General features: G+C 72.2%; 24 protein-coding genes. 12 read left to right on the top strand and 12 right to left on the bottom strand.

The genetic code is table 11. The features are described from left to right. The first annotated feature begins 47 nt into the window (after window positions 1-47). Window positions 48-506, top strand: coding sequence for a hypothetical protein (locus ACN27J_RS00345; protein ID WP_421362144.1), 459 nt, complete (start codon window positions 48-50; stop codon window positions 504-506). Between the two features lie 2 nt (window positions 507-508). Then, entirely contained in the window at window positions 509-781 is a 273-nt protein-coding gene (locus tag ACN27J_RS00340) for a DUF3817 domain-containing protein (RefSeq protein ID WP_421362141.1), read from the top strand. Here ACN27J_RS00340 and ACN27J_RS00335 read toward each other — a convergent pair. After that, a complete protein-coding gene (locus tag ACN27J_RS00335; protein WP_421362139.1) occupies window positions 705-1085 on the bottom strand; it encodes a winged helix-turn-helix transcriptional regulator in 381 nt (126 codons plus the stop codon). The two genes, ACN27J_RS00340 and ACN27J_RS00335, sit on opposite strands and share 77 nt — an antisense overlap. Before the next feature lie 119 nt (window positions 1086-1204). On the opposite strand from ACN27J_RS00335, the gene ACN27J_RS00330 reads away from it, so the two are divergent. Next, window positions 1205-1837 carry an NAD(P)-dependent oxidoreductase gene (locus tag ACN27J_RS00330; protein WP_421362137.1) on the top strand — a complete coding sequence of 211 codons (633 nt, stop codon included), beginning with the start codon at window positions 1205-1207 and terminating at the stop codon, window positions 1835-1837. A gap of 16 nt (window positions 1838-1853) precedes the next feature. Here the strand turns inward: ACN27J_RS00330 and ACN27J_RS00325 are convergent, their stop codons facing one another. Further along, window positions 1854-2780: an acetamidase/formamidase family protein gene (locus ACN27J_RS00325; RefSeq protein ID WP_421362135.1), complete on the bottom strand. Its 927-nt coding sequence runs from the start codon at window positions 2778-2780 to the stop codon at window positions 1854-1856. 90 nt (window positions 2781-2870) lie between these two features. After that, complete coding sequence (locus ACN27J_RS00320) at window positions 2871-3590, bottom strand: hypothetical protein (protein WP_421362133.1); 720 nt, start codon at window positions 3588-3590, stop codon at window positions 2871-2873. 125 nt (window positions 3591-3715) lie between these two features. On the opposite strand from ACN27J_RS00320, the gene ACN27J_RS00315 reads away from it, so the two are divergent. Both ACN27J_RS00315 and ACN27J_RS00310 read left to right on the top strand, forming a co-directional pair. Next, window positions 3716-4255, top strand: a complete 540-nt coding sequence (locus tag ACN27J_RS00315) for an NUDIX domain-containing protein (RefSeq protein WP_421362131.1) — start codon at window positions 3716-3718, stop codon at window positions 4253-4255. Further along, entirely contained in the window at window positions 4252-4866 is a 615-nt protein-coding gene (locus tag ACN27J_RS00310; protein ID WP_421362130.1) for a DUF1707 SHOCT-like domain-containing protein, read from the top strand. Before ACN27J_RS00315 ends, ACN27J_RS00310 begins: the two co-directional genes overlap by 4 nt. Here ACN27J_RS00310 and ACN27J_RS00305 read toward each other — a convergent pair. The 3 genes from ACN27J_RS00305 to ACN27J_RS00295 are packed head-to-tail and all read right to left on the bottom strand — an operon-like array spanning window position 4838 to window position 7635. Further along, entirely contained in the window at window positions 4838-5548 is a 711-nt protein-coding gene (locus ACN27J_RS00305) for a 4'-phosphopantetheinyl transferase family protein (RefSeq protein ID WP_421362128.1), read from the bottom strand. The two genes, ACN27J_RS00310 and ACN27J_RS00305, sit on opposite strands and share 29 nt — an antisense overlap. 42 nt (window positions 5549-5590) lie before the next feature. Next, window positions 5591-6067, bottom strand: a complete 477-nt coding sequence (locus tag ACN27J_RS00300) for a DUF4878 domain-containing protein (RefSeq protein WP_421362125.1) — start codon at window positions 6065-6067, stop codon at window positions 5591-5593. Between the two features lie 47 nt (window positions 6068-6114). After that, window positions 6115-7635 carry a hypothetical protein gene (locus ACN27J_RS00295; RefSeq protein WP_421362122.1) on the bottom strand — a complete coding sequence of 507 codons (1521 nt, stop codon included), beginning with the start codon at window positions 7633-7635 and terminating at the stop codon, window positions 6115-6117. Window positions 7636-7861: 226 nt separating this feature from the next. Between ACN27J_RS00295 and ACN27J_RS00290 the strand changes: the two genes are divergently transcribed. Continuing rightward, the gene (locus ACN27J_RS00290) at window positions 7862-12670 is read left to right on the top strand and encodes a family 43 glycosylhydrolase (RefSeq protein ID WP_421362120.1); all 4809 of its coding nucleotides are present in this window, start codon (window positions 7862-7864) and stop codon (window positions 12668-12670) included. Window positions 12671-12724: 54 nt separating this feature from the next. Here ACN27J_RS00290 and ACN27J_RS00285 read toward each other — a convergent pair whose 3' ends face one another. Together ACN27J_RS00285 and ACN27J_RS00280 are read right to left on the bottom strand one after the other, a co-directional pair. After that, window positions 12725-12958: a TM2 domain-containing protein gene (locus ACN27J_RS00285; RefSeq protein ID WP_278168251.1), complete on the bottom strand. Its 234-nt coding sequence runs from the start codon at window positions 12956-12958 to the stop codon at window positions 12725-12727. A 171-nt stretch (window positions 12959-13129) separates the two neighbouring features. Continuing rightward, window positions 13130-14863, bottom strand: a complete 1734-nt coding sequence (locus tag ACN27J_RS00280) for an Ig-like domain-containing protein (protein WP_421362117.1) — start codon at window positions 14861-14863, stop codon at window positions 13130-13132. A gap of 188 nt (window positions 14864-15051) precedes the next feature. On the opposite strand from ACN27J_RS00280, the gene ACN27J_RS00275 reads away from it, so the two are divergent. The 5 genes from ACN27J_RS00275 to ACN27J_RS00255 all read left to right on the top strand — a co-directional run bounded on the left by ACN27J_RS00275 (window position 15052) and on the right by ACN27J_RS00255 (window position 19537). Continuing rightward, window positions 15052-16035: a 3-hydroxyacyl-CoA dehydrogenase NAD-binding domain-containing protein gene (locus tag ACN27J_RS00275; RefSeq protein WP_421362114.1), complete on the top strand. Its 984-nt coding sequence runs from the start codon at window positions 15052-15054 to the stop codon at window positions 16033-16035. Window positions 16036-16038: 3 nt separating this feature from the next. Then, a complete protein-coding gene (locus tag ACN27J_RS00270; protein WP_421362112.1) occupies window positions 16039-16437 on the top strand; it encodes a 6-pyruvoyl trahydropterin synthase family protein in 399 nt (132 codons plus the stop codon). Continuing rightward, entirely contained in the window at window positions 16434-17510 is a 1077-nt protein-coding gene (locus ACN27J_RS00265; protein WP_421372060.1) for a glycosyltransferase family 4 protein, read from the top strand. Before ACN27J_RS00270 ends, ACN27J_RS00265 begins: the two co-directional genes overlap by 4 nt. 33 nt (window positions 17511-17543) lie before the next feature. After that, window positions 17544-18371, top strand: coding sequence for a class I SAM-dependent methyltransferase (locus ACN27J_RS00260; RefSeq protein WP_421362110.1), 828 nt, complete (start codon window positions 17544-17546; stop codon window positions 18369-18371). Between the two features lie 146 nt (window positions 18372-18517). Continuing rightward, complete coding sequence (locus ACN27J_RS00255; RefSeq protein ID WP_421362108.1) at window positions 18518-19537, top strand: lysylphosphatidylglycerol synthase transmembrane domain-containing protein; 1020 nt, start codon at window positions 18518-18520, stop codon at window positions 19535-19537. Between the two features lie 35 nt (window positions 19538-19572). On the opposite strand, the gene ACN27J_RS00250 is transcribed toward ACN27J_RS00255, so the two are convergent. Further along, on the bottom strand, window positions 19573-20265 hold the full coding sequence (locus ACN27J_RS00250; RefSeq protein WP_416557369.1) for a RibD family protein: 693 nt from the start codon (window positions 20263-20265) through the stop codon (window positions 19573-19575). A gap of 134 nt (window positions 20266-20399) precedes the next feature. Here ACN27J_RS00250 and ACN27J_RS00245 point away from each other — a divergent pair, with 134 nt between their 5' ends. Beyond that, a complete protein-coding gene (locus tag ACN27J_RS00245) occupies window positions 20400-21107 on the top strand; it encodes a GTP cyclohydrolase II (protein ID WP_278168240.1) in 708 nt (235 codons plus the stop codon). 32 nt (window positions 21108-21139) lie between these two features. Here the strand turns inward: ACN27J_RS00245 and ACN27J_RS00240 are convergent, their stop codons facing one another. The 3 genes from ACN27J_RS00240 to ACN27J_RS00230 form a co-directional block, all read right to left on the bottom strand. Beyond that, window positions 21140-22006, bottom strand: coding sequence for an arabinan endo-1,5-alpha-L-arabinosidase (locus tag ACN27J_RS00240; protein ID WP_421362104.1), 867 nt, complete (start codon window positions 22004-22006; stop codon window positions 21140-21142). A gap of 75 nt (window positions 22007-22081) precedes the next feature. Beyond that, window positions 22082-22384, bottom strand: a complete 303-nt coding sequence (locus ACN27J_RS00235; protein ID WP_421362103.1) for an RICIN domain-containing protein — start codon at window positions 22382-22384, stop codon at window positions 22082-22084. A gap of 110 nt (window positions 22385-22494) precedes the next feature. Next, complete coding sequence (locus tag ACN27J_RS00230; protein WP_421362101.1) at window positions 22495-24015, bottom strand: PQQ-dependent sugar dehydrogenase; 1521 nt, start codon at window positions 24013-24015, stop codon at window positions 22495-22497. Window positions 24016-24027 lie beyond the last annotated feature (12 nt).

Genomic DNA, 24027 nt, shown 5'->3' with positions numbered 1-24027 from the left:
CCTTCCTGCCACTCCTCGCGTCACGAAACCACCCATACCGTCGCGTCGTGACGAAATTTCTGCTCTCCGTACATGTGCTAGCGGCGATCGTGGCGATCGGCCCAGTGACCGTCGCGGCCAGCATGTTCCCGGCCGCCGCCCGGCGGGCGATCGCCGACCCGCACGACGCCGCCGCCCGCACGACGCTGCGGACGCTGCACCGGATCTGCCGGGTGTACGCCGCCGTCGGGATCGTCGTGCCGGTCTTCGGCCTGGCCACCGCCACCAGCCTCGGGGTGCTCACCGACGCCTGGCTGCTGGTGTCGATCGCGCTCACCGCGATCGCCGCCGCGCTGCTGGTGCTGCGGGTCCTGCCCCGCCAGGCGACGCTGCTGACCGGAGTCGACGCGACGAAAGCCGGGGCGGCCCCGGGGCGGCTGGCGGCGTACACCGGGGTGTTCAACCTGCTCTGGGCGACCGTCACGGTGCTGATGATCGTCCGTCCCGGCTCGACCACGGGGGTGTGAGGGTGTCGGGCAGTCTGCGGCTGTTGCGCATCGCCGCCGGAGTCGAACTCGCAACCCTGATCGTGATGCTGGCCAACCTGGTGACAGTGCACTGGTCGGCGGTGTCGTCGCTGCTCGGCCCGGCCCACGGGGCGGCGTACCTGCTGGTGGTCGTCGCCACCGCGCAGCAGCCGGCCGCGCCGCGATCGACCCGGCTGCTCAGTCTGCTGCCCGGCGTCGGCGGCCTGCTGGTGCTGCGGCGGCTGCCCCCCAACCCCAGCGGTGTGCCCAGCTGACCAGTGGATGCAGCACCTGGATCAGCTCCCGGCCGGCGTCGCTGAGGGAGTACCGCACCTGCACCGGATATGTGGGGGTCACCTCCTTGCGGACGAGCCCTTCCCGGGTCAGTTCCTGCAGCCGCGCGGAGAGGAGCCGGTCCGAGATGCCGTCGACGTTGGCGCGCAGTTCCGAGAAGCGTTGATGGCCGCGATGCAGGCTCATCAGGATCGCGGCGTTCCACTTGCGGCCCGCGAACTCGGCCACCCGACGGAACTCTCCGCACGCCTTTTCGCTGACCCGGCTGTCATGAGATGCCGTCACTAACAAATGGTAAGCGGCTAACGCTGTGTTTGGCAACGGCGGTCCCGACGCCGACAGTGGGTGTCGCGCACCTGCACAGCAGCACCCGCCCCAGCTGATCACCACCAGGAGACCGTCAGATGAGAATCGTCGTTGTGGGCACCGGCTTCGCCGGCTCCGCCCTCGTCCGGGAGTTCGCGGCGCGCGGCCACGACGTCGTCGCCGTCTCGCGCAGCGCAGCGGGCACCTGGCCGGCGGGTGTCTCCTGTGTCACCGGCACCGTGTACGACCCCTCCTTCGCGGCGCGGATGACCAGCGACGCCGACGTCCTCGCCGTGGCCCTGCCGGCGCTCAGTGCCGAGGGTGGGATCGTCGCCAGCGTCCGGGCGCTGCTTCCCGCTGTCCACCGTCGCGTCCGGCTGGGCATCGTGGGTGGCTCGGCCGTCCTGCCGCTGCGGACGGGAGGGCCTCGCCTCGGCGACACCGACTCGTTCCCCGACGCGCTGCGGCCCCGCGTCACCGCCCACCAGCAGGCACTCGACACGCTGGAGGCGTCCCCCGGCGAGATCGACTGGTTCGTGCTGGTGCCCGCCGCCGAGTTCGGCCCGCATGCGCCCGGCACCCGCCGAGGCACGTACCGGACGAGCCGGACCGCGCTGGTGTCCGACGCGAACGGCCGTTCGGCGATCGGCGTCGAGGACTACGCCTGTGCGTTCGCCGACGAGATCGAGGCTCCCACGACGCACCGCTCCTGGCTCACCGTCGGCTACTAGCAACCCGGTGCGGCACTCAGCGGAGGGCGTCGTCGGCGAGCCGGGCGTGCACGCCGACCACGCCGTTGACGATCTGCGTCACCCGTACGTCGACGACGACGCTGGCCAGGGCGACCGCGTCGCCCCGGGACAGCCCGTGCCGGCGGGACATCAGGGTGATCATCGCGTCGAGCGCGTCGGCGGTGGCGGCGTCGAGGGTGTCGCCCAGGCCGAGGGTCAGCCAGGCACCGTCGACCCGGGCCACCGGGCCGGTCAGCGGCCGGTCGTCGACCAGATCGAAGGTGAGCTGGACCCGGTCCATCGGGCATTCGATCGCCGTACCGCAGATCTCGCCGTCGCCCTGGGCGGCGTGGCCGTCGCCGACGGAGAACAGCGCGCCGTCGACGGTGACCGGCAGCAGCAGGGTGCTGCCGGCGACCAGGTCCTTGCAGTCCAGGTTGCCGCCGCAGCGCCGGGGCGGGATCGTCGAATGCTCGCCGGGCTGCGCCGGCGGCATGCCGAGCACCCCGAGGAACGGCCGCAACGTCACGGTGTGGCCGAGCTGGTTGCGCCCGGTGTTGGCGACCGGGTCCAGCTGCCAGGTGTGCACCGTCTCGGTGCCGGCGATCCCGTACCGCTCGCTGTGCGGGGTCAACGCGCTGCCGGCGAGGGTGGTGCCCCACTCGGCCGGCAGTACCTCGTCGACCCGTACCGACAGGGTCGTCCCGGGCCGGGCACCGCGCACCGCGACCGGCCCGACCAGCGCATGGCCGAACCCCGGCCGGTACGCCGGCACCCGGGGCCGCTGGTCGTGCGGCCCGCCGGCGTACGGCCCGGCCGACCACCAGCAGTCCAGGGTACGGAAGATGACCGTGTCGCCGGGGTCGATGGTGAGCACCGGCGGATAGCCGGGTGAGAAGTAGCCGTGCAGGGTCCGGGTGTTCGGCTCCAGGGTGTGCCGCATCGCCGCAGGTTACCGCCGCCGGTCCAGGTGACGCAGCTAGCGCCGCCGGTCCACGTGACGCAGCTACCGCCGCCGGTCCACGTGACGCAGCTACCGCCGCCGGTCCAGGTAGCGCAGCGACCGGCGCAGGTAGCTGCGCGGGTTGGTGTCCAGATGCCGGGCCCAGCGGGGCGGCAGGTCGTCGCGCAGCCAGGCGTACCGGCCCAGCGCGTAGCCGTACATCGGCTCGGTGAGATAGCCGAGCCGGCTCGACTGCCAGCCGCCGGCCCGGCCCCGGAAGTCGAAGGCGGCGTTGGCGGTGAAGATGCCGAGTCCGAAGAAGACAGTGGTGAGGTCGGTGAGCGGCTCGTGGTCGGCGGCGTCGGGGCGGTGCCGGCCCTCGCCGATCAGGCGTTCGTGGGCCAGCTCGTGCGCGATGGTGGCGACCAGCGCCGTCGGCTGGCAGGCCTGCGCCCCGGCGATGGTGATCACGCCCCGGCCGCCCCGACGTACGTAGTGCCCGGCCGCGCCGGAAGCGGCCTGCGCGTACGCCGGCAGGCTGGCCAGTAGCGCGGCTTCGGAGTCGTCGGCCGGCTCGAAGACCAGCTCGACCCGGTCGGGGTCGACGGCCATGTGCCATGCGACGCGGTGCAGCACGGCCGCCACGTCTGCCTCGCTGCCGTGGTAGGCGCCGGGGAAGAACTCGTCGGTGGGCAGCACCACCGGTCCGCGCAGCGCCGGCTCGCCGAACTCGCGGATCAGCCAGGACAGTGACTCGTCGATCCAGTCCCGCTCGGTCTCCCGGACCGGGCACGCCGCGCTGAACAGCATCGGCACACCTCCCCGTACGGTTTGCTGCCGTCAGGATCCCCGACCGGGGACGGCGCCGGGTGCCCGGCGGCGGTCGGATAGGCGACAGCGGTCGGGGCCCGGTGACCGGCGTATCGTCGGGCGCTGTGACTGCCGTGCCCTACTCGTTCTGCTCGTCCTGCGGTACCCGCTACCCGGCCGACGCCGGCTGGCCCCGGTCCTGTGGCCACTGTGGGCAGCAGGTCTGGCGCAACCCGACGCCGGTGGCGGTCGCCGTGGTGCCGGTGACGACTCCACAGGGGATCGGCGTGGTGGTGCAGCGACGCGACATCGAACCGGCGCGCGGCGAACTGGCTCTGCCGGGCGGGTTCATCGAGTACGGCGAGGACTGGCGTGACGCGGTGGTCCGCGAGCTGCGCGAGGAGACCGGCCTGACCGGGCGGGCCGACCAGGTGCGGCTGTACGCGGTACGCAGCGTGCCGAGCGGCGCCAGTCTGCTGGTCTTCGGTGTGCTGCCGCCCCGTCCGGCGCAGACGTTGCCGGCGTCGGTGGCGACCGAGGAGGCCACCGAGTGGCTGGTGGTGACCGAGCCGGTCACGCTCGCGTTCCCGTTGCACACCGAGGTGCTGACGCGCTATCTGACCGATCCGACGGACCCGGCGCCGCTCGGTACTCTGTGGGCGTGAGCGACCTTCCTGACCGGCTGCCACCTGACCACCTGCCTCCTGACGGGCTGCGGGCCTCCGACGCCGACCGCGAGCAGGTGGCGGAGGTGCTGCGGGCCGCGGCCGCCGAGGGCCGGATCGATCTGCCCGAGTTGGACGAACGGCTGGTCCGGGTGTACGCCGCCCGGACGTACGCGGAGTTGGAGCCGCTGACCCGGGACATCCCCCGGGCGGTGTCCGACGCGGTGGCCCGGCGCGGCGAGCACGGTCTGGCGCCGTCGCGGCCGTCGCAGTGGGCGATCGCGGTGATGAGCGGTTTCGACCGGCGTGGCCGGTGGGTGGCACCGGGCATTCTGCGGGCTTTCGCCTTCTGGGGCGGCGGCCGGATCGATCTGCGGGAGGCGCGGCTCGATGCGAACGCGATCCGGATCCGGGCCTGGGCGATCATGGGCGGGATCGAGATCGTGGTGCCGGACGACGCCGAGGTGTCGATCTCCGGTGTCGGCCTGATGGGCGACTTCGGTCAGCGGGCCGCCGGGCTGGGCAGCCCAGGCGGGCCGAGGATCCACATCAACGGGTTGGCGTTCTGGGGCGGTGTGACGGTCAGACGTCGGGGCCGGCCGGGACGCTGATCGCGGCGACGATCAGGCCGTTACGGGTCAGCCACCGGCCGGTGAACCCGGTCAGCGGCGTGCCGTCGGGCAGCGCCGGTCCGGGCACCAGCAGCCGGGCGGTGAAGTCCCCGTCGGTGGCGGCGCCGGAGCCGGAGGTGGCGGCGCCACCGGAGCCGGGGGTCGCCTCGACGTACGCCTGCTCGAAGCCGAGCCAGCGTTCCGCCAGCGGATACCACGCCTTGTAGACGGCTTCCTTGGCGCAGAACAGTAGCCGGTCCCAGTGCACCTGCGGGTGGGTGTCCCGGCGGGCGGTCAGCCAGGTGAGTTCGTCGGGAACGGTGATGCTGTTCAGCACTCCAGCGGGCAGCGGCTCGTGTGGTTCGGCGTCGATGCCGACCGTGGTCAGGTCGACCGACCGGGCCACCACTGCGGCGCGGTAGCCGGCGCAGTGGGTGATGCTGCCGACCACCCCGGCCGGCCAGCGGGGTTCGCGGCGTGCGCCGGACGGCACCGGTACGCCGGGGAAACCCAGCTCGGCGAGGGCTTCGTGGGCACAGCGGCGGGCGGTGCCGAACTCGCGGCGGCGCTTGTCCACCGCGTTGCCGAGCACCGCCGACTCCTCGGGGAACAGGGTGACCGGGACGCTGTCGTCGAACGCCTCGCGGGCGACCGCCGTGGTTGGCAACAGTGCCTCGATCATCCCGCTCCGCCCTCCGTCACCGTCGTGGCAGGTGGTCGGGTGTCACTGGCAGACCCGCCATTCGCCGTTCTCCTCGACCAGTCTGACGGCCTCCTGCCGCTGCGCGCCACCGTCGTAGGTGACTTCGACGGTGACAGTGCCGGATGTCCGCCCGTTGGTGGTCGACACGTTGACGCCGACGATGTCGTACCCGGCGATCTGTCCGGCGGCGGACTCCTGCCGGACGTACTCCGTCTCGGACAGGGTGTCCCGGCGGTCCTGGCACAGTCGCTGGTAGGCGCCGGCGTAGTCGCCGGCGGACAGCGCGTCGAAGTGGGCGGTGGTGGCGTCGCGGGCCGGCTCGGTGGCCGCCGACACGGTCCGGTACAGCAAGAAGCCACCCCCGGCGACGCCGACGCAGCAGAGCAGGACGACGGCGAGCACGACAGCGACGATGATCACGGTCGTCCGCCGACCACGGCTCGGCCCGGCGGGTGACGGTGGTGGTGGTGGTGGTGGCCCCGGCGGTTGGTAGCTCATGATCCGGATGCTAGAGGCCGCCCGCCACCTGCCGGACGGGCAGACGGCTACCCCGCATGGGACCGGGCGAGACGCCGGTGTGTCCGGTCGTCGGTACGCCGGGCGAGCGTCCGCAGCTCGGCGGTACCGCTCTGCGGCTGGTTGGCGCACCAGGCGGTCAGCAGCCGGTCGGCGCTGTCCGGATCGCTGTCGGCGGCGACCGCCACCACCACCTCGGCGGTCTCGTCCAGCAGGTCCGCGACGGTCGGCACCACCACGCCCTGTTCGCGCAGGTGGTGCCTGACCAACGCGGCACCGAGCGGCGTCAGGCTGATCTCGTCGTCGGTGAGCCGGACCGCGCCGAGGTCGGCCAGCTGCGCGAACAGCCGGTCGGCGTCGTTGTGGGCGAACTGGCGCCAGGCCTGCTGCTGCTCCTCGGTGCCGCCATACGGCACCAGCATCGACTCCTCCAGCGCCTGGTGCAGCAGATCACGCAGAGCCGGGACCGGCAGCGGTTCGGCGGACGAGTAGAGGGTGAGCGCCGCGATGACGACGGCGTCGTCGAACCGCCACCGCATCAACGATTCGCTCCAGCCGCTGCCGCACACCGCCGCCCCGATCTCGGGCAGCGCAGCGTACAGCCGCCTGGCCAGGGCGAGCGGGTCGGTCAGCAGCTTCGCCGCGCTCTTGACCGGAACGAGCCGGCCCTTGACCGGCCGGACCACCCGAGCGGCCCGGGCCCAGGCGACGACGACCGAGAGCCCGTACAGCTCCTCGCTGCTGCGGGTCTTGAACACCCGGTCACCGATGGCCGGATCGATCACGTCTGCGGTGCCGAGCAGCGGGATCAGTTCCCGGGCGTCGGCCAGCCGCAAGTTGCCGTTCGGGGTCAGGGTACGGCCCTGGCCCACCCAGGCCACGAACTGCCGGACCCGGTGCAGGATCGTCGACGCTTCGGCCGCCGGGCGCAGCTCGGCGTCGTCCGGGACGACCACCAGTGGCAGGGTCGGTGGGCGTTGGGCGCGGTCCGACGCCGCCAGGTGGTTGGCCATGATCTGGTTGAGCAGGTCCCGGTCGACGGGGATCCGGCCGGCGTGCACCTCGGCGATGAACGCCTGGGCGGCCGCGTTGTCGGTCGGGTCGACGCCGTCGCGCATCATCCGGGTGGCCCAGTACTTCGCCGGACCGTAGCGCCGCTCGTCGGCCAGTGCCTCGGCGACCGGTCCGGTCAGCTCGTCGAGCGTCTTGTGCAGCAGGTCCCGGTCGGCGCAGTGCCGGTCGGCGAGCCCTTCGTCGAACAGGAAGTCGACGAATCCCCGTACGCTCGGCACGACGGCGTCCCAGTCGTCCGGGTGCATGGTGACCTGTCGGGGAAACCAGTCGAGCAGAGCGGCGGTGAGATCGTCAGGGTGCCACCGTCCGAGCAGACCGTCACCGTGACTCCACCGGTGCTCCAGCAGTGTCTCGATCACGAACGGGTCGAGCCCGGTGCGCCGCTGCCGACGCGCCCACTTGCCGACCTGGCCGACCAGCCGTTCCCGGGCGGGGTGGAAGGTGTCGGGTTCGGCTGACGTGTAGACCGTCCTCATGCCGCGCGACCCTACCGTCCGCTACGGCCGACCGACGCACGACCGGGGCTGGCAGACCCTTGACGACGAGGTACGCCCCGGTTAACACTCTCGCAACTGCCGTGTCACGGCGACGAATCGGGCGAACGCTGACCGGGGTGTCGCCCGACGCACATTGTTAGCGCTAACATCGGCTCATATCAAGTGTCAACCCAGCAAACCGGACGCCTCCCAGGAGGAGACAGTCATGCCGCAGCGGGCTCGACCGCGTACCACCGGACCACGACGAACAGCCCTGGCGTCGCTCGCCGCACTCGCTCTCACCACCGGTCTGCTGGCCGCCGGGCCGACCACCGCCACCGCGGCCGGACCCACCGACGGCCTCGTCCTGTGGTACGAGCTGGACGCCACCGCCGGAACCGTCGCCACCGACGCGTCCGGCAACGACCGGCACGGCACCGTGCACGGTGCCGCCGACTGGTCCGGTGCCGACGGCCTGGGCCTCAACGGCAGTGACACGTACGTGGACCTGCCCGACGACGTGCTGCGCGACCTCGACTCGGTCACCGTGGCGATGGACGTGTTCATCGACCCGGCCCAGGTCACCCCATATTTCATCTTCGGAATGGGCAACACCAGCGGCGGCACCGGCGACGGATACCTGTTCGCCACCGGTGACCAGTTCCGCGCCGCCATCGCCAGCGGCAACTGGTCCACCGAGCAGAACACCCGACCGAACCCGTCCCGCAACCTCGCCCGGGGCGTCTGGAAACACCTCACCTACACCCAGACCGGCAACACCGCAGTGCTCTACGAGGACGGCGTCGAGGTCGGCCGCAACACCGCGGTCACCATCACCCCGGCGTCGATCGGTGGCGGCGCCACCACCGCCAACTACATCGGACGCTCGGTCTACACCGGCGACCGCCACCTCGCCGGCCGGGTGCGTGACTTCCGCATCTACGACCGGGCGGTCACCGCCGACGAGGCCGCCCAGCTCGGGGAACGCGCAGCCGCCGCGGTCGTCGCCCACGACGCGGCCGCGCTGGACCTCGGCGACACCAGCCGGATCACCGCCGACCTCACCCTGCCGGCCACCGGGCCCGGCGGCTCGGGCATCGACTGGACCTCCAGCGACCCGACGGTGGTCGCCACCGACGGTACGGTGACCCGACCGGCCGTCGGCGAACCAGACGCCCAGGCCACGCTCACCGCCACCCTGCGCCGGGGCACCGTCACCGACACCAGGAGCTTCGAGGTGACCGTACTGGCTGAATTCGACGACGCGCGGATCGTCGCCGACGCCGCCGCAGCGCTGACCGTGCACGACGTCGACGACGTACGCGGAAACCTGACCCTGCCCACGACGGGCGCCGACGGCACCGCCGTGACCTGGGCATCGGACGACCCGACGGTGGTCGGCACCGACGGAGTGGTGCACCGGCCCGCGCCCGGAGCCGGCGGCACCACCGTCACGCTGACCGCCACCGTCACCCGCAACGCGGCCAGCGCCACCCGCGAGTTCACCGCCAGCGTCCCCGAACTGCCGGCACCGGCCGACCGCACCGGCTACCTGTTCAGCTACTTCACCGGCGAGGGCACCGCCGACGGCGAGCAGGTCTACTTCGCCCTCAGCCAGGGCAACGACCCGCTGCGCTGGCAGCAGCTCAACGACGGCCGGCCGGTGCTCACCTCCACGCTGGGCGAGCAGGGCCTGCGGGACCCGTTCATCATCCGCTCCCCGGACGGCGACAAGTTCTACCAGATCGCCACCGACCTGCGGATCCACGGCAACGGCGACTGGGACGGCGCGCAGCGCCACGGCAGCAAGTCGATCATGGTGTGGGAGTCCACCGACCTGGTCAACTGGACCGACCAGCGCCTCGTCCAGGTCTCCCCGGACACCGCCGGCAACACCTGGGCGCCGGAGACCTACTACGACCCGACGATCGGCGCGTACGTCGTCTTCTGGGCCTCGAAGCTCTACCCGGCCGACGACCCGGACCACACCGGGAACACCTACAACAAGATGTTGTACGCCACCACCCGCGACTTCCACACCTTCTCCGAACCGCAGGTGTGGGTCGACCCCGGCTACTCGGTCATCGACTCGACGGTGATCGACCACGACGGCGTCTACTACCGGTTCACCAAGGACGAACGCAACAACTCGTCGTCGACGCCGTGCAGCAAGTTCATCCTCGCCGAGACATCGACGTCACTGCGCGACACCAGCTGGGACTTCCTGGCCGACTGCATCGGCCAGGGCGTGATGTCCCAGGGTGAAGGGCCCACCATCTTCAAGTCGAACACCGAGGAGAAGTGGTACCTGTTCATCGACGAGTTCGGCGGGCGCGGCTACCTCCCGTTCGAGACCGCCGACCTCGCCTCCGGGGTGTGGACGCCGTCGACTGACTACGCGCTGCCGACCAGCCCCCGGCACGGCACCGTGCTGCCGGTCACCCAGGCCGAATACGACGCGCTGCTCGCCGCGTACGGACCGGACCCCGGGCCGGAGCCGACCGACGGGCTGCTGCTGCACTACGAGTTCGACGAGACCGGCGGCAGCGTCGCCACCGACGCCTCCGGGCAGGGCCGGCACGGCCGCTACGAGCGGACTCCCGCGTTCGGCACCGGGGTGCACGGCGGCTCGTTCAAGATGAGCGGCGGCGCCAGCACCTCCACCACCGCGCCGTACGTCACGATCCCCAACGGCGTGTTCGCCGGGGTCACCAGCACCACCGTGGCGACCTGGGTCAAGTGGGACGCCTCCAGCACCGCCAACCAGTGGATCTACGGGTTGGGGCCGGACAGGAACCGTTACCTGTTCAGCGGCCCGAACACCGGCGGGGTGCTGTTCTCGGCGATCACCACCGGCAGCTGGCAGGCCGAGAAGCAGCTGCGGGCGTCGTCGGCGTTGCCCGGCGGCAAGTGGAAGCACCTCGCGGTGACCGTCGACTCGGCCACCCGTACCGCCGTGATGTATCTCGACGGCGTCGCGATCGCCCGGGCCACCGACGTGGCCGTACGCCCGGCGGACCTGCACGACGCCGCCGGCAGCAACGCCGGCTACATCGGACGGTCGCGGTACGGGGAGGACCCGTACTTCGCCGGTGAGGTCGACGACTTCCGGATCTACGGCCGGGCGTTGACCGCCGACGAGGTGTACGCCCTCGGCGGCGACCCGGCGGCGATCACCGACGCGACCCTGCCGCAGCTGAAGGTGGACGCGATCGTCGACGCCGACGACCGCCGGGTGATCCTGCCGGTCCGGCCGGACACCGACCTGACCGCCCTGGCCCCGGAGTTCACCCTGGCCCCCGGCGCCAGCGTCGCACCGGCGTCGGGCACCGTCCGGGACCTGAGCGCACCGGTGGCGTACACGGTCACCGGAGCCGACGGCTCCACCGCGACCTGGACCGTCGAGGCCGGGCTGATGCGCTCCCCGGTGCTGCCCGGCCTGTACGCCGACCCGAACATCGCGGTCTTCGGCGACCGGTTCTACCTCTACGCCACCACCGACGGCTTCGCCGGCTGGAGCGGCACGAAGTTCTCGGTGTTCTCCTCGGTGGACCTGGTGAACTGGACCGACCACGGGGTCATCCTGGACCTGGCGACCGACATCTCCTGGGCGGACAACAGCGCCTGGGCGCCGACCATCGCCGAACGCGACGGCAAGTGGTACTTCTACTTCAGCGGCGGCAGGGCCACCGGCGACACCGGTAAGCACCTCGGGGTCGCCGTCGCCGACTCACCGACCGGGCCGTTCCGCGACGCGCTCGGCGAGCCGCTGGTGCCGGCGGGCACCTACCCCGGTCAGATGATCGACCCGGCGGTCTTCACCGACGACGACGGCCGCTCCTACCTGTACTGGGGCAACGGCTACGCCTACCAGGTCGAACTCAACGACGACATGGTGTCGTTCGACCCGACGAAGGTGACCTCGCACCGGCCGGCCGGGTACAACGAGGGTGCCTTTGTCATCAAGCGCGACGGTCGCTACTACTTCATGTGGTCGGAGAACGACACCCGCAGCGAGGACTACCAGGTGGCGTACGCCGTCGGTGACTCGCCGCTCGGGCCGTGGAGCGAGCGGCGCGGCACCATCCTGCGTAAGGACCTGTCGTTGGGAATCAAGGGCACCGGCCACCACTCGGTTGTGCGTGTCCCCGGCACCGACGACTGGTACGTGGCGTACCACCGGTTCGCCATCCCGGACGGCGACGGCACCCACCGGGAGACGACCATCGACCGACTGGAATTCGCCGACGACGGCTCCATCGTCCCGGTGGTGCCGACCTTGGAAAGCGTCGCGCCGATCCGGCCGGTCAACACCGCTCCGGTGGTGATCGCGGTCACCGGTCCGGCCGGTCCGGTCGCGGCCGGCACCGAGGTCGGCGTCACCGCGACCTTCACCGACTCCGGCACGGACGACACGCACCGCTGCGTGGTGGTCTGGGGCGACGACACCGTGGACGCCGGCACGATCGACGGGTCCGCCTGCGTCGCGGCGCACACCTACGCCGAACCGGGGGTGTACCGACCGACGGTCACGGTGATCGACGACCGGGCTGCCGCGCACACCCTGACCGGTGGCTATCTGGCGGTACACCGGGCCGGCGGCGGGTACGTCGCCGGCTCCGGCTGGGTCATCTCACCGGCCGGGGCGTACGTCGCCGACGAGGAGCAGGCCGGGCGGGCCGAGTTCGGGTTCGTCGCGGCCACCGGGCCGGAAACGACCGGGCCGGGACCGGCGGCGCTGCGGCTGCGCCTCGGCGAGTGGGAGTTCGCCGCCACCAGCCACCGTGGGTACGTCGTCGACGGTCCACAGGTGCGGTTCAACGGCCGGGGCACGGTCAACGGTGCCGGCGACTACGAGTACCTGGTCGGGTTGAACGACGAGGCGCTGCGGGAGCCGGTACCGGGCGACGGCGGCAGGGACCGGTTCTGGATCCGGATCCGGGAGGCGGACACCGGGACCGTCGTCTACGACAGCCGGATCAACGCCGACACCACCGCGCTCGGCGGCGGAGCGGTCGTCGTCGACGTCTCATGACGCGGCTGGGGCGCTACCCGTACGGGTAGCGCCCCAGCCTGCGGGCCTCGCCGATCACTTGGCCAGCGGCTGGCCCTGCTTGTCGGTGAACTTGCCGATCAGGATGACGATGAAGTCGATCAGCGCCCAGAGGCCCAGTCCGCCGAAGGTGACCAGCATCAGAACGCCGGTCCCGATCTTGCCAACGTAGAACCGGTGCGCTCCGAACCCGCCGAGGAAGAAGCTGAGCAGCAGCGCGACGAGCCAGGACTTCTGCTCGGTGGCCGGTCCTGCCATGGTCTGCGACATCGGTTTCCTTCCGAATCAGACGCTCGGCCCCGTCGTAGGGTGGGCCGAGGTGAGGGTGGGTCATCGCCCGGACCGTCGGGCCTGGACGACGACTGGGCAGGTTACCGCAGAACAGCGCGTCGTGTTGTCCCGGGCGCGGAGGTGGTGCTTTCCGGTGACCTGGGTGGACGGTCACCGGCGCAGCTGGGCCTTCACCCCGGCGCCGTACGGCGTCGGCCGGCCATCGTAGCCACGGATCAACGGCGGAACGTCGCCGTATCCGTCGGTGTGCCACACCGATCCGAGGAAGCCGAGGTCACGGTCGTCGAGCCAGTCGATCACCTCGGCGACGAACCGGTGCCCACCGGTGTCCGCACTGACCTCGGCGGCGACCACCGGCACCTCGGCCGCGACCGGCGTGACCTGCTGCTGCCAGCAGTCCGGTGTGGCGCACACCGCGTCGTCATCGACGTGCCAGGATGCGACGAGGTTGCCGCCGGCGTACCGGTCGTCGGGCGGGTAGGCCAGCCAGCCGGACAGGTCGTTGCCGCCGTCGAGGCCGCCGACCAGCAGGGCGTTGTGGCTGCCGGCGAAGTGCCGAATGTTGTAGATCAGGGTGTCCGCTCCGAACTCCGGCCAGTCGGGCGGCAGGCCGGCCGACGGCCGGCCGTCACGCCACGCCTGCCAGGCTGTGTCGGGCGGTAGCTCGCCGATCGCCGGGTACGCGTCGCCGTGCAGGTCGAACAGGATGCTGTTGTCGTCGTCGAAGTGGGCGGCGACGTCCACCCAGAACGTCCGTTGCAGGGCGGTCGCCGGGCCGTGCCAGGCCAGGATCGGGGTGATCCCGTGCCGGACGAGCCGCTGCGCGTACCCGCTGATCGCGTCGCGATAGACGGCCCCCCGGAAGTCCGGCGGGACCGGGTCGCGACCCAGCCAGCATTCGGGGTCGAGCAGGATCCGCACGGCGTTGATCCGCCACCGCCGCATCGCTCGCACCGAGGCGTCGTCGACCGGGCCGTGGAAGATCCCGGAGCCGTCGCGGCACAGTGACTCGGCGCCGGCGCGGACCACGCCGCGCAGCTGATACGGCCTGGGCTGCTGGTCGACGGTGACCAGTTGGTTGCCGGCCACGGTCAGCACCGGGGCGTGACCGGGCGGCGCGGGGCTCACCACCCGGACGCCGCGGACCTCGGCGGTGGCGTGGGCGCCGGCGTCGTCGTGGGCGGTCGCCGCGATCCGCGTCCCGTTGGTCGGCTGGGCACCGTGCCAGGTGAAGGTGTACGGGGCGGTGGTGTCGGTGTGCAGCAGGGTGCCGGCGGAGCGGAACTCGACCCGGGTGATCCGACGTCCGGCGGCGGCGGTGACGTCGACCGCCACCGGGATGGGCCCGGTCGTGGCGAAGATCTGGTTCATCTGCGGGCTGCGCAGCGCGACGACCGGCGGGAACGGATCGGCCGGCGGGACGCTCGGGCTGGGCGGGACGCTCGGGCTCGGCGGCAGGTCGGGGTCCACGTTGCAGGTCTGGCCGTTGAGGTGGTACCTCGTCGGTGGCGGGTTCGCCACCGAGTAGCTGCCGCTGAACTGCACCTGCACCGAGTCGCCGGTGTCCAGATGGTAGGCCCCGGCGTCGGAGCGCAGCTCGTACGGCCAGGCGAGCGGGCTCAGGACGAGACCGGGCGGCACCTGCCGGTAGGCGGAATTGATGGTCTGTTGGGCGCCCGGGGTGAAGGTGAGTCGCCAGGTGGAGACCGGCGGACCCAGGTTAGTCAGTGTCATCCGGGCGACGAACCCGGTCGACCATTCCCTGACCACCTGGTAGTCGACCGTGCAGGAGAACGCTGCCTGGGCGGGCCGCGACACGAGCCCGAGCGACCCGCCAGCGACCGTCAGCAGGCAGGCGATCGCCGCCGTGATGCAACGTCGCATGGGTATCCCCCGGATCTTGGAAACAACCGCCGACAGCACCCACCATCGATCGCCACATATCGATCTGTCAACCTTGTTGCGCTTATCTGCAAATTGCGCTGGTGAGCACCAAGAATCACCCTCCGTGCCCGGCTATGGTTATCAGGGCCGCCGGGACGAGGCGCGATTGACAGACGGGGAGACAGCCGATGACGCCGCGTGCTCACGCGTTCTGGCTGCCTACCCCGGGCACCGGCGAGATCCGCCCGGTCGAGGTCGGCCCGCCCGGCCCCGGCGAGGTCCTGGTGCGGACCCGGTTCACCGGGCTCAGCCGGGGCACCGAGACGCTGGTCTTCCGGGGCGAGGTGCCGCCCAGCCAGTACGCCACGATGCGCGCCCCCCACCAGGACGGCGACTTCCCCGCCCCGGTCAAGTACGGCTACCTCAACGTCGGGCAGGTCGAGCAGGGCCCGGCCGAGCTCGTCGGGCGTACCGTTTTCTGTCTCTACCCGCACCAGACCCGCTACGTCGTGCCGACCGACGCGGTCACCGTGGTCCCGGACGCCGTGCCGGCCCGCCGCGCGGTGCTCGCCGGCACGGTGGAGACCGCGGTCAACGCCCTGTGGGACGCCTCCCCCCTGCTCGGCGACCGGATCGCCGTGGTCGGCGCCGGCATGGTCGGCGCCACCGTCGCCGCGCTGGCCGCCCGGTTCCCCGGCGTACGGGTCGAACTGGTCGACGTCGACCCCGCACGGGCCGCGACCGCCGCCGCGCTCGGTGTCGACTTCGCCCACCCGGACGCCGCCGCCGGCGGGTGCGATCTGGTGTTCCACGCCAGCGCCACGTCGGCCGGGTTGGCCCGATCGCTGGAGTTGCTCGCCGTCGAGGGCACGGTGGTCGACCTCAGCTGGTACGGCGACCGCCCGGTGACCGTGCCGCTCGGCGAGCACTTCCACTCCCGCCGGTTGACCGTGCGCAGCAGCCAGGTCGGCCGGGTCGCCCCGACCCGGCGCGAGCGGCACGGGTACGCCGGACGGCTCGCCCTCGCCCTGGACCTGCTCGCCGACGAGAGGTTCGACGCCCTACTGACCGGCGAGAGCGACTTCGCCGACCTGCCGCAGGTGCTGCCCCGGCTCGCGGCCGGCGAGTTGCCGGCGTTGTGCCACGTGATCCGTTATCCGACTGGAGGATGAGAAATGTTCAGCGTCACCGTACGTGACCACATCATGGTCGCCCACAGCTTCACCGGTGACGTGTTCGGGCCGGCGCAACGGCTGCACGGTGCCACCTTCGTCGTCGACGCCACGTTCAAGCGCACCGACCTCGACAGCGACAACATCGTCGTCGACATCGGCCTGGCCACCGAGCAGCTCAAGGCCGTACTGGCGGAGTTGAACTACCGCAACCTCGACGACGAGCCGGCGTTCGCGGGGATCAACACCTCCACCGAATGGCTGGCCAAGTTGATCGCCGACCGGCTGGCCGACCGGGTGCACGCGGGCGATCTCGGTGGCGGTGCCCGTGGTTTGACCGGAATCGGCGTCACCCTGCACGAGTCGCACATCGCCTGGGCGAGCTACGAGCGGGCGCTCTGACGTCGATGGTCGTCGTGGTGCTGCCCGGCAACGTGGACGATCCGACCGCCCCCAGCGGCGGCAACGTCTACGACCGGCAGGTCTGCACAGGTCTGGCTGCGGCCGGATGGCCGGTGCGCGAGATCGCTCTCCCCGGTGACTGGCCGCGCCCGGACCGGACCAGCCGGGCCGCGCTCGCCGACCTCCTCGCCACCCTGGCCGACGGCACGGTCGTGCTGATCGACGGTCTGGTCGCCTGTGGGGTGCCCGAGGTGATCGGACCGCACGCCGACCGGCTGCGGCTGGCCGTGCTGGTCCACCTGCCGCTCGCCGACGAGACCGGGCTGGACCCGGCTGAGGCTGCCGAGCTGGACCTGGCCGAACGCGCGGCGCTCGGCTCGGCGGCGGCGGTGATCGCCACCAGCGACGCGACGGCCCGCCAACTCGCCGCCCGCCACGGTCTGGCCGCCGACCGGATCCGGGTGGCGGTGCCGGGCGTCGCACCGGCGCCCCTGGCGAACCGGGACCCGGCCGGCCGACGGCTGCTCTGCGTCGCGTCGGTCACCCCCCGTAAGGGCCACGACGTGCTCGTCGAGGCGCTCGCCACCGTCACCGACCTGGACTGGGAATGTCTCTGCGTAGGAGCGCTGACCGCCGCCGCGTACGTCGACCGGGTCCGGCAGCGGATCGCGTACCACCGGCTCGGGGACCGCGTCACGCTGGCCGGGCCCCGCGCGGCGGCGACGTTGGCCGGCACGTACGCCGACGCCGATCTGCTGATCCTGCCGTCGCACGCCGAGACGTACGGCATGGTGATCACCGAGGCGCTGGCCTGCGGCATCCCGGTACTGGCCAGCGATGTCGGCGGGGTGCCGCAGGCGGTGGGTCGCACCGACACGGGTGAGCGCCCCGGCCGGCTGGTGCCGCCCGACGACCCGGCGGCGCTCGGTGCGGCGGTACGCCGCTGGCTGACCGACGGCGACGAGCGGGAGCGGTTACGGGCGGCTGCCGTCGCGCGTCGGGCCGGGCTGCCCGACTGGGCGGACACGGCCTCCAGGGTCGGCGCGGTACTGCACGAACTGGGTCGGCGCTGACGGCGGCGCCCCGCCCCAGCGGAGGGAGACTTCATGGAGACGATCGAGTCGGCCGGGTACAGCCCGGCGTGGTTGGGGCTGCGGGAGCCCGCGGATGCGCAGGCGCGCTCGGCGGAACTGGTCGCCGAGGTACGCCGGCTGCTGACCGGCGCCGCCCGCACCGAAATACACGACCTCGGCTGCGGCACCGGTTCGATGGGCCGGTGGCTGGCCCCGCAGCTGCCCGGTGCCCAGCACTGGGTGCTGCACGACCGCGACCGCGAACTGCTGCGCCATGCCAAGGCCCGGATGGCCCCGGCGGCGTCCGACGGCGCACCGGTCACCGCGACGGTACGCCGCGACGACGTCACCGCGCTCACCGTCGACGACCTCGCCGGCGCCGACCTGGTCACCGCGTCGGCCCTGTTGGACCTGCTCACCGCCGACGAGGTGGACCGGCTGGCGGCGACCGTCCGGGCGGTCGCCTGTCCGGCGTTGCTGACCCTCACCGTGGTCGGTGACGTACGGTTCGATCCCGCCGACCCGCTCGACGGGGAGCTGACGGCCGCGTTCAACGACCATCAGCGGCGGCACAGCGCGGGTCGGCCGCTACTCGGCCCGTCGGCGGTGGAAGCCGCGACCGAGGCGTTCACCCGGCACGGGGCAACCGTGCTGGTGCGGCCCAGCCCGTGGCGGCTCGGCCCGGAGCAGGCGGAGCTGACCGAACGGTGGCTGGACGGCTGGATCGCGGCGGCGTACGAACAGCGGCCGGAGCTGGCCGCCCGGCCGGGGGTCTACCGGCGCCGCCGGCTCGCCGCTGCCGCCGCCGGTGAGCTGGGGGTCACCGTGGAACACCGGGACATGTTGGTCGTGCCGGGCTGAGGTCTGCACAGCGTACTTCCGGTGCCGGGCAGGTGAACCGGAGGCGACACCGCCGCGTATCTGTCGGCGGAGGCTCATTGAGGGGGGCACGTAATGCACAGGGCGAAGAGCCCGCTGCGCACGGCCGGCACCGGCCGTGACGCACAGTGAAGGGCAAGGTCTGGGCCTGGCTACGACTGACCGGTGGGGTGACCATCCTGGGGCTGCTGGCCTGGCGGCTCGGCACCAACGCGTTCCTGGACGGGATGCGGGTGATCGACGCGCGGGTGCTGCTGCTGGCGGTCGGGATCGGGCTGCTGACCACGGTCTGCAGCGCTTGGCGGTGGTGCCTGGTCGCCCGGGGGATGGGGCTGGCGCTGCCGCTGGCCGGGGCGGTCGCCGACTACTACCGGGCGATTTTCCTCAACGCCGCGCTGCCCGGTGGGGTGCTGGGTGACGTGCACCGCGCGGTCCGGCACGGCCGAGAGGTGGCCGACGTGGGCCGGGGGGTACGCGCGGTGGTGCTGGAGCGAACCGCCGGTCAGCTGGTGCTGTTCGCGGTCGCTGCGGGTGTGCTGCTGACGCTGCCGGTGCCGGCACCGGCGCGGCTGGTCACCGCGGCTCAGGTCGCGGCGGCCGTGGTCGCGGCGGCCGCGCTGATGGTGGCGCTGTTCGTGGCGGTACGCCGCCGCCGGCCACGGGTCCGTCGAACGGCAGCCGCCGGGTCCGGCGGGTCCTGGTGGACCCGCGCGGTCGGGCGGACCGTCGCCGACCTGCACAGCGGTCTGCTGGCCCGACGGACCTGGCCGGGGGTGGCGTTGCTGTCGGTCGCCGCGCTGGCCGGTCACCTCGCCACCTTCCTGGTCGCGGCCCGCGCCGCCGGGTCGACGGCGCCGCTACACCAGCTGGCACCGTTGATGGTGCTGGCGTTGTTGGCGATGGCGGTGCCGTTGAATGTCGGCGGCTGGGGACCGCGGGAAGGGGTGACCGCGTGGGCGTTCGGTGCGGCCGGGCTCGGCGCGGGCCTCGGGTTGACCGTCGCGGTGGTGTACGGCCTGCTGGCGTTGACGGCGAGCCTGCCGGGTGCCGGTGTGCTGGCGGTCCGCTGGGTGCGTCGGCTGCCGGCGGTCCGGCAGCGGCCGCCGTTGCGGCTGCGGCTGCGCCTGCGACCACGTCCGGCGACGTGACGGCCAGCAACGTGACGGCGGGACGGGCTGGTCGGCTACTGCTCGCCGAACCGGGACGACAGGGCGTAGCGCAGCAGGGCCACGTCGCCGATCTGGCGGACCTCGACCAGCGTCGCCCGCCGGTCGGCGTGCCACGGGAAGCTGCCGTCGCCGACGAACCGGGGTGCCCGGGAGTCGCCGACGAAGATCGGGGCGACCACCAGGTGCAGTTCGTCGGCCAGGCCGGCGGTGAGGAACTGGGTGTGCACCCGTCCGCCGCCTTCGACCATCAGCCGGCCGACGCCCCGGACATGCAGGTCGCCGACGACCCGTCGCAGGTCGACCGGGTCACCGCAGTCGACGACGGTGGCGAGTCCGGCGAGTCGGCTGCGGGCGCTGCCCAGGCTCGCCGTGGCGCAGTACACGACCTTGTCGACGTCGCCGACGGTGAAGAACCGCGCCTGTGGGTCGAGGTCGGCGCTGCCGGTGACGGTGACCTTCATCGGGGTGGGTGGGTGGCCGGCGGCCACCCGCCGACGCCGGCGGTCAGCCGACCGGACCAGCAACCGAGGGTCGTCGCGGCGCACCGTGCCGGCCCCGACCAGGATCGCGTCGCAGTCGGCGCGTACCGCGTCGACCCGGTCGAAGTCGGCGTCGTTGGACAGCAGCAGGCGCCGCCCGCTCGCGTTGTCCAGATATCCGTCGATCGACATGCCGCAGCTGAGCAGGACGTAGGGTCGCTCAACCACTGATGGCACCTCCTCGACGACCGAAAGATAGCCTGCATGCGAGGCCGGCACACATTCTCCCGTACGGCTCATGTGTCGGTGCCGGCCGGACCGGTGCCGACGCTCTGCGCAGCACATCACCGATAGGACGTACGATGCTTGAACCGCCGCCCCATGCTCCGGTCAACGGTAAGCGCGCCGCCACCAACGGGACGGGTCCCGCGCCGACGGCGACGGTCCGCCGGCAGGTGACGGTGCCGCTGCGGTTCGCCGACGGCTACACCGCCAGCGCCCGGGTCTTCACCTTCGACGGTCTGACCGACCGACGCGAGCACGTGGCGCTGGGCCTGGGCGACTGGGACCGGGCGTTGGACCGGGCCGCCGACGGCGGCGACCCGCCGCTGGTACGCCCGCACAGCGAGTGCCTGACCGGCGACGTGTTCGGCAGTCAGCGGTGTGACTGCGGCCCGCAACTGCGGGAGGCGGTGGAGCGGATCGCCGCCCACGGCGGCTTCCTGCTCTACCTGCGGCAGGAAGGGCGGGGCATCGGGCTGTACGCCAAGCTCGACGCCTACGCGCTGCAGGACGCCGGCCTGGACACGTTCGAGGCGAACGTGGCGCTGGGCCGGGGCGAGGACGAACGCGACTACACGGTCGCGGCGCAGATGCTGCTCGCGCTCGGCGTGCACCGGGTGGCCCTGCTCAGCAACAATCCGGACAAGGCGGCGCAGCTCACCCGGCTCGGCGTCACGGTGACCGAGCAGGTCCCCACCGGTGTGCACGTCTCCGCCGCGAACGTCCGCTACCTGGCCGCCAAGGCGAATCACGCCGCGCACACCATCGATCTGTCGGTGACCGACTGACCGAGCCGACCCGACACTCGTGGACCGGGCGGTCAGTACAGGTAGGGCCAGCCGGCCGCGTCGTAGCCGATCCGGTTGATGCCGAGCAGCGCGGCACCGTTGTTCGCGTAGTAGTGGTAGACGAGGTAGTCGCCGTCGGCGTCGGCGAGCACCGCCTGATGACCGGGTCCGTTGACGCCGCCGTGGCCAGCCAGGATCTGGGTGCCACCGCCAGCGGTGAGCAGGTTGCCGGACCGGTCGGTGAACGGACCGGTGACGCTGGTCGACCGGCCGACCATTACCCGGTACGTGCTGGCCGCGCCCTGACAGCACCGGTCGAAGGAGACGTACAGGTAGTAGTAGCCGCCGCGCCTGACCAGGGTCGGTGCCTCGATCGCTCCGCCGCCACGGCCGGCGAGGCTGTGCATCGCCGAACCGGACCGCCGGCCGGTGCCGGGGTCGATGGCGATCATCTTGATACCGGACCAGAACGATCCGAAGCTCAGCCACCAGCGGCCCTGGTCGTCGACGATCAGGTTCGGGTCGATGGCGTTGAAGGTGTCCGAGCTCTGTGACTCGACGACCAACCCCTGGTTGGTCCAGCTTCCGAAGGCGCCGGTGGAGCTGGTGGCCAGAAAGATGGCGGACCGGTTCGACCCGAACGTCGACGCCGAGTAGTACAGGTAGTACCGGTTGTCGTGGAACGACAGGTCCGGCGCCCAAAGGTTGCGGCTGCCGCCGGTGTACGGGGTGGTCCACGGCGCGCCGCCGGGGAAGACCGACCCGGCGTTGCGGAAGCTGACCCGGTCGGTGGACGTCTTCAGCGCCACGTCGTTGCCGGTGTGCGCCATCAGATAGCCGCCGGTCGGCCGGCGGATCATGCTCGGGTCGTGCACCCCGGTGTCCCCGGTGACCCGCATCGGGTCGGGATAGGAGCCGGGCGGAATGCCGGGGGTGGGGGTAGGTGTGCCGGGGGCGTCGACCCGGACCAGCTGCTACTGCTGGCTGGCCCGGTCGACGTCGCTCCACTGGACGACGTCCGCGCCGTCGGCCGTCGACGAGTCGCGCACGTCGAGAACTTTGCCGCTGTGCCGGGCGACGAGCACGTACCAGGCGGTGGTGTCGACGGTGGCGGCGGAGGCGGCGGGCGGCGCGGCGGCGATCGCGCCGCCGGCCAGGAGGACGCCGACGGTCAGCCCGACGGCGATGAGCGAGGCTTGCCTGCGCCGGAAGGGCGCGTGACGTGGCCGTGGCGTGGCCGGCAGCAGACACGCCGGGGGTGCGGGAAACGTGGACATGGCAGCTTCCTTTCATGTGGCCGTCGCAATGTCGACTGCCCTGACCGAACGCCGGGCCGCGGCTGACCATCCCGCCGCGGCCGGCGCATCCGGACGCTCAACTGGCTGGCTCAGCCGGTCTGACACGCGGTCCCGTCGAGTCGGAAGTCGGTCGGGCCGGGGTTGCTGCCGCTGTACGTCGCCTGGAAGCCGAAGCTGACCGTACCGTTGGTCGGCAGGTTGGCGTTCCAGGCGGCGTTGCGCGCGGTCACCGCCTGACCGGACTGGCTGATCTGGCTGTTCCATCCGTTGGTGATCCGTTGGTTGCCGGTGAAGGTCCAGGTCAGTGTCCAGCCGTTCAGTGGCGCGCCGCTGTTGGTGATCCGGACGTCCGCAGTGAACCCACTCCCCCACTGGTTGACCTGGTAGGAGACCTGGCAGCTACCGCTCGGCGGGGCCGTGGTCGGCGGCGGTGGCGTGGTCGGGGGTGCGGTGGTCGGGGGTGCGGTCGTCGGAGGGGCCGTGGTGGGTGGCGGGGTCACGGCGTCGAGGGGCGGGAAGCGCAGGATCCGGTCGTCGTCGGCGGCCGGCTGCCCCCGACCGTCCCGGTTGCTGGTGGTCACCCAGAGCCAGCCGTCCGGTCCGTACTCGACGGTACGTAGCCGCCCGTAACTGCCGAGCAGTTCGGCGCTCGGGGTGCCGACGCCGCCGGACCCGTCGAGCGGCACGTTCCACAGCCGGTTGCCGCGCAGCGTGGCGACGTACAGCCGGTTCCCGACGATCGCGGCGCCGCTCGGCGAGGCCTCGGCGGGGGTCCAGACCAGCAGCGGGTCGCGGAACCGGGGATCGTTGGCCCGACCCTCGACGATCGGCCAGCCGTAGTTGCCACCGGCGACGATCAGGTTGATCTCGTCCCAGGCGTTCTGTCCGAACTCGGTGGCGTAGAGCCGGCCCTGTGCGTCCCAGGCCAGCCCTTGGACGTGCCGGTGGCCGAGGCTGTAGACGAGCGACCCCGGGAAGGGGTTGTCGGCCGGAGCGCCGCCGTCCGGGCGCATCCGCAGGATCTTGCCGTTGCGGCTCTGCTGGTCCTGGACACGGGAGGTCTGCCCGGCGTCGCCGACACCGGCGTAGAGCATGCCGTCGGGGCCGAACGCGATCCGGCCGCCGTTGTGGATGGCCGACCGGGCCAGGCCGGTGAGGATCGGCTGCCGGTTCTGCGGTGCGGTGAGCCGGAACCGGACGATCCGGTTGTCGGTCGCGGTGGTGTAGTAGACGTAGACGTAGTCGTCCTGCGCGAACGTCGGCGAGACCGCGAGTCCGAGCAGACCGCCCTCACTGACCGGGGTCGCGTCGGGGATCGTGACCACCGGTTGCGGCTGCTGCCCGGGCCGGACCCGGACCACCTGGCCGGTGCCGCGCTGGGCCACCAGCGCGCTGCCGTCAGGCAGGAAGTCCATCCCCCACGGCACCTGGAGTCCGGTCGCGGCCACCGCGGGGCGGGAGAAGTCGAAGTCGCCGAGGGCGTTCGTGCCGATCGGGTCGGCCGCCCGGTCACCGGCGGCCGGAGCGGCGCCGGCCGCCGCGGCGACGCCGACACCTGTCGCGGCGAGGCCGGCGGCGAGTACGGCCCCCAGCACGGTTCTGAGCTTCATGGCACACACCTC

The sequence above is a fragment of the Solwaraspora sp. WMMB762 genome, from assembly GCF_049179115.1.
GTDB lineage: Bacteria > Actinomycetota > Actinomycetes > Mycobacteriales > Micromonosporaceae > Micromonospora_E.
This window is presented reverse-complemented; position numbering and strand designations above follow the sequence as displayed.

Bases quoted from the DNA above. Each gene is read 5' to 3' on its own strand.
- ACN27J_RS00270 (WP_421362112.1), top strand. From the start codon at position 16,039: ATGTTCAGCGTCACCGTACGTGACCACATCATGGTCGCCCACAGCTTC.
- ACN27J_RS00240 (WP_421362104.1), bottom strand. From the start codon at position 22,006: ATGCGGGTCACCGGGGACACCGGGGTGCACGACCCGAGCATGATCCGC.
- ACN27J_RS00320 (WP_421362133.1), bottom strand. From the start codon at position 3,590: ATGCTGTTCAGCGCGGCGTGCCCGGTCCGGGAGACCGAGCGGGACTGG.
- ACN27J_RS00285 (WP_278168251.1), bottom strand. From the start codon at position 12,958: ATGTCGCAGACCATGGCAGGACCGGCCACCGAGCAGAAGTCCTGGCTC.
- ACN27J_RS00300 (WP_421362125.1), bottom strand. From the start codon at position 6,067: ATGAGCTACCAACCGCCGGGGCCACCACCACCACCACCACCGTCACCC.
- ACN27J_RS00280 (WP_421362117.1), bottom strand. From the start codon at position 14,863: ATGCGACGTTGCATCACGGCGGCGATCGCCTGCCTGCTGACGGTCGCT.
- ACN27J_RS00275 (WP_421362114.1), top strand. From the start codon at position 15,052: ATGACGCCGCGTGCTCACGCGTTCTGGCTGCCTACCCCGGGCACCGGC.
- ACN27J_RS00260 (WP_421362110.1), top strand. From the start codon at position 17,544: ATGGAGACGATCGAGTCGGCCGGGTACAGCCCGGCGTGGTTGGGGCTG.
- ACN27J_RS00330 (WP_421362137.1), top strand. From the start codon at position 1,205: ATGAGAATCGTCGTTGTGGGCACCGGCTTCGCCGGCTCCGCCCTCGTC.
- ACN27J_RS00230 (WP_421362101.1), bottom strand. From the start codon at position 24,015: ATGAAGCTCAGAACCGTGCTGGGGGCCGTACTCGCCGCCGGCCTCGCC.
- ACN27J_RS00305 (WP_421362128.1), bottom strand. From the start codon at position 5,548: ATGATCGAGGCACTGTTGCCAACCACGGCGGTCGCCCGCGAGGCGTTC.
- ACN27J_RS00290 (WP_421362120.1), top strand. From the start codon at position 7,862: ATGCCGCAGCGGGCTCGACCGCGTACCACCGGACCACGACGAACAGCC.
- ACN27J_RS00235 (WP_421362103.1), bottom strand. From the start codon at position 22,384: ATGTCCACGTTTCCCGCACCCCCGGCGTGTCTGCTGCCGGCCACGCCA.
- ACN27J_RS00325 (WP_421362135.1), bottom strand. From the start codon at position 2,780: ATGCGGCACACCCTGGAGCCGAACACCCGGACCCTGCACGGCTACTTC.
- ACN27J_RS00245 (WP_278168240.1), top strand. From the start codon at position 20,400: ATGCTTGAACCGCCGCCCCATGCTCCGGTCAACGGTAAGCGCGCCGCC.
- ACN27J_RS00295 (WP_421362122.1), bottom strand. From the start codon at position 7,635: ATGAGGACGGTCTACACGTCAGCCGAACCCGACACCTTCCACCCCGCC.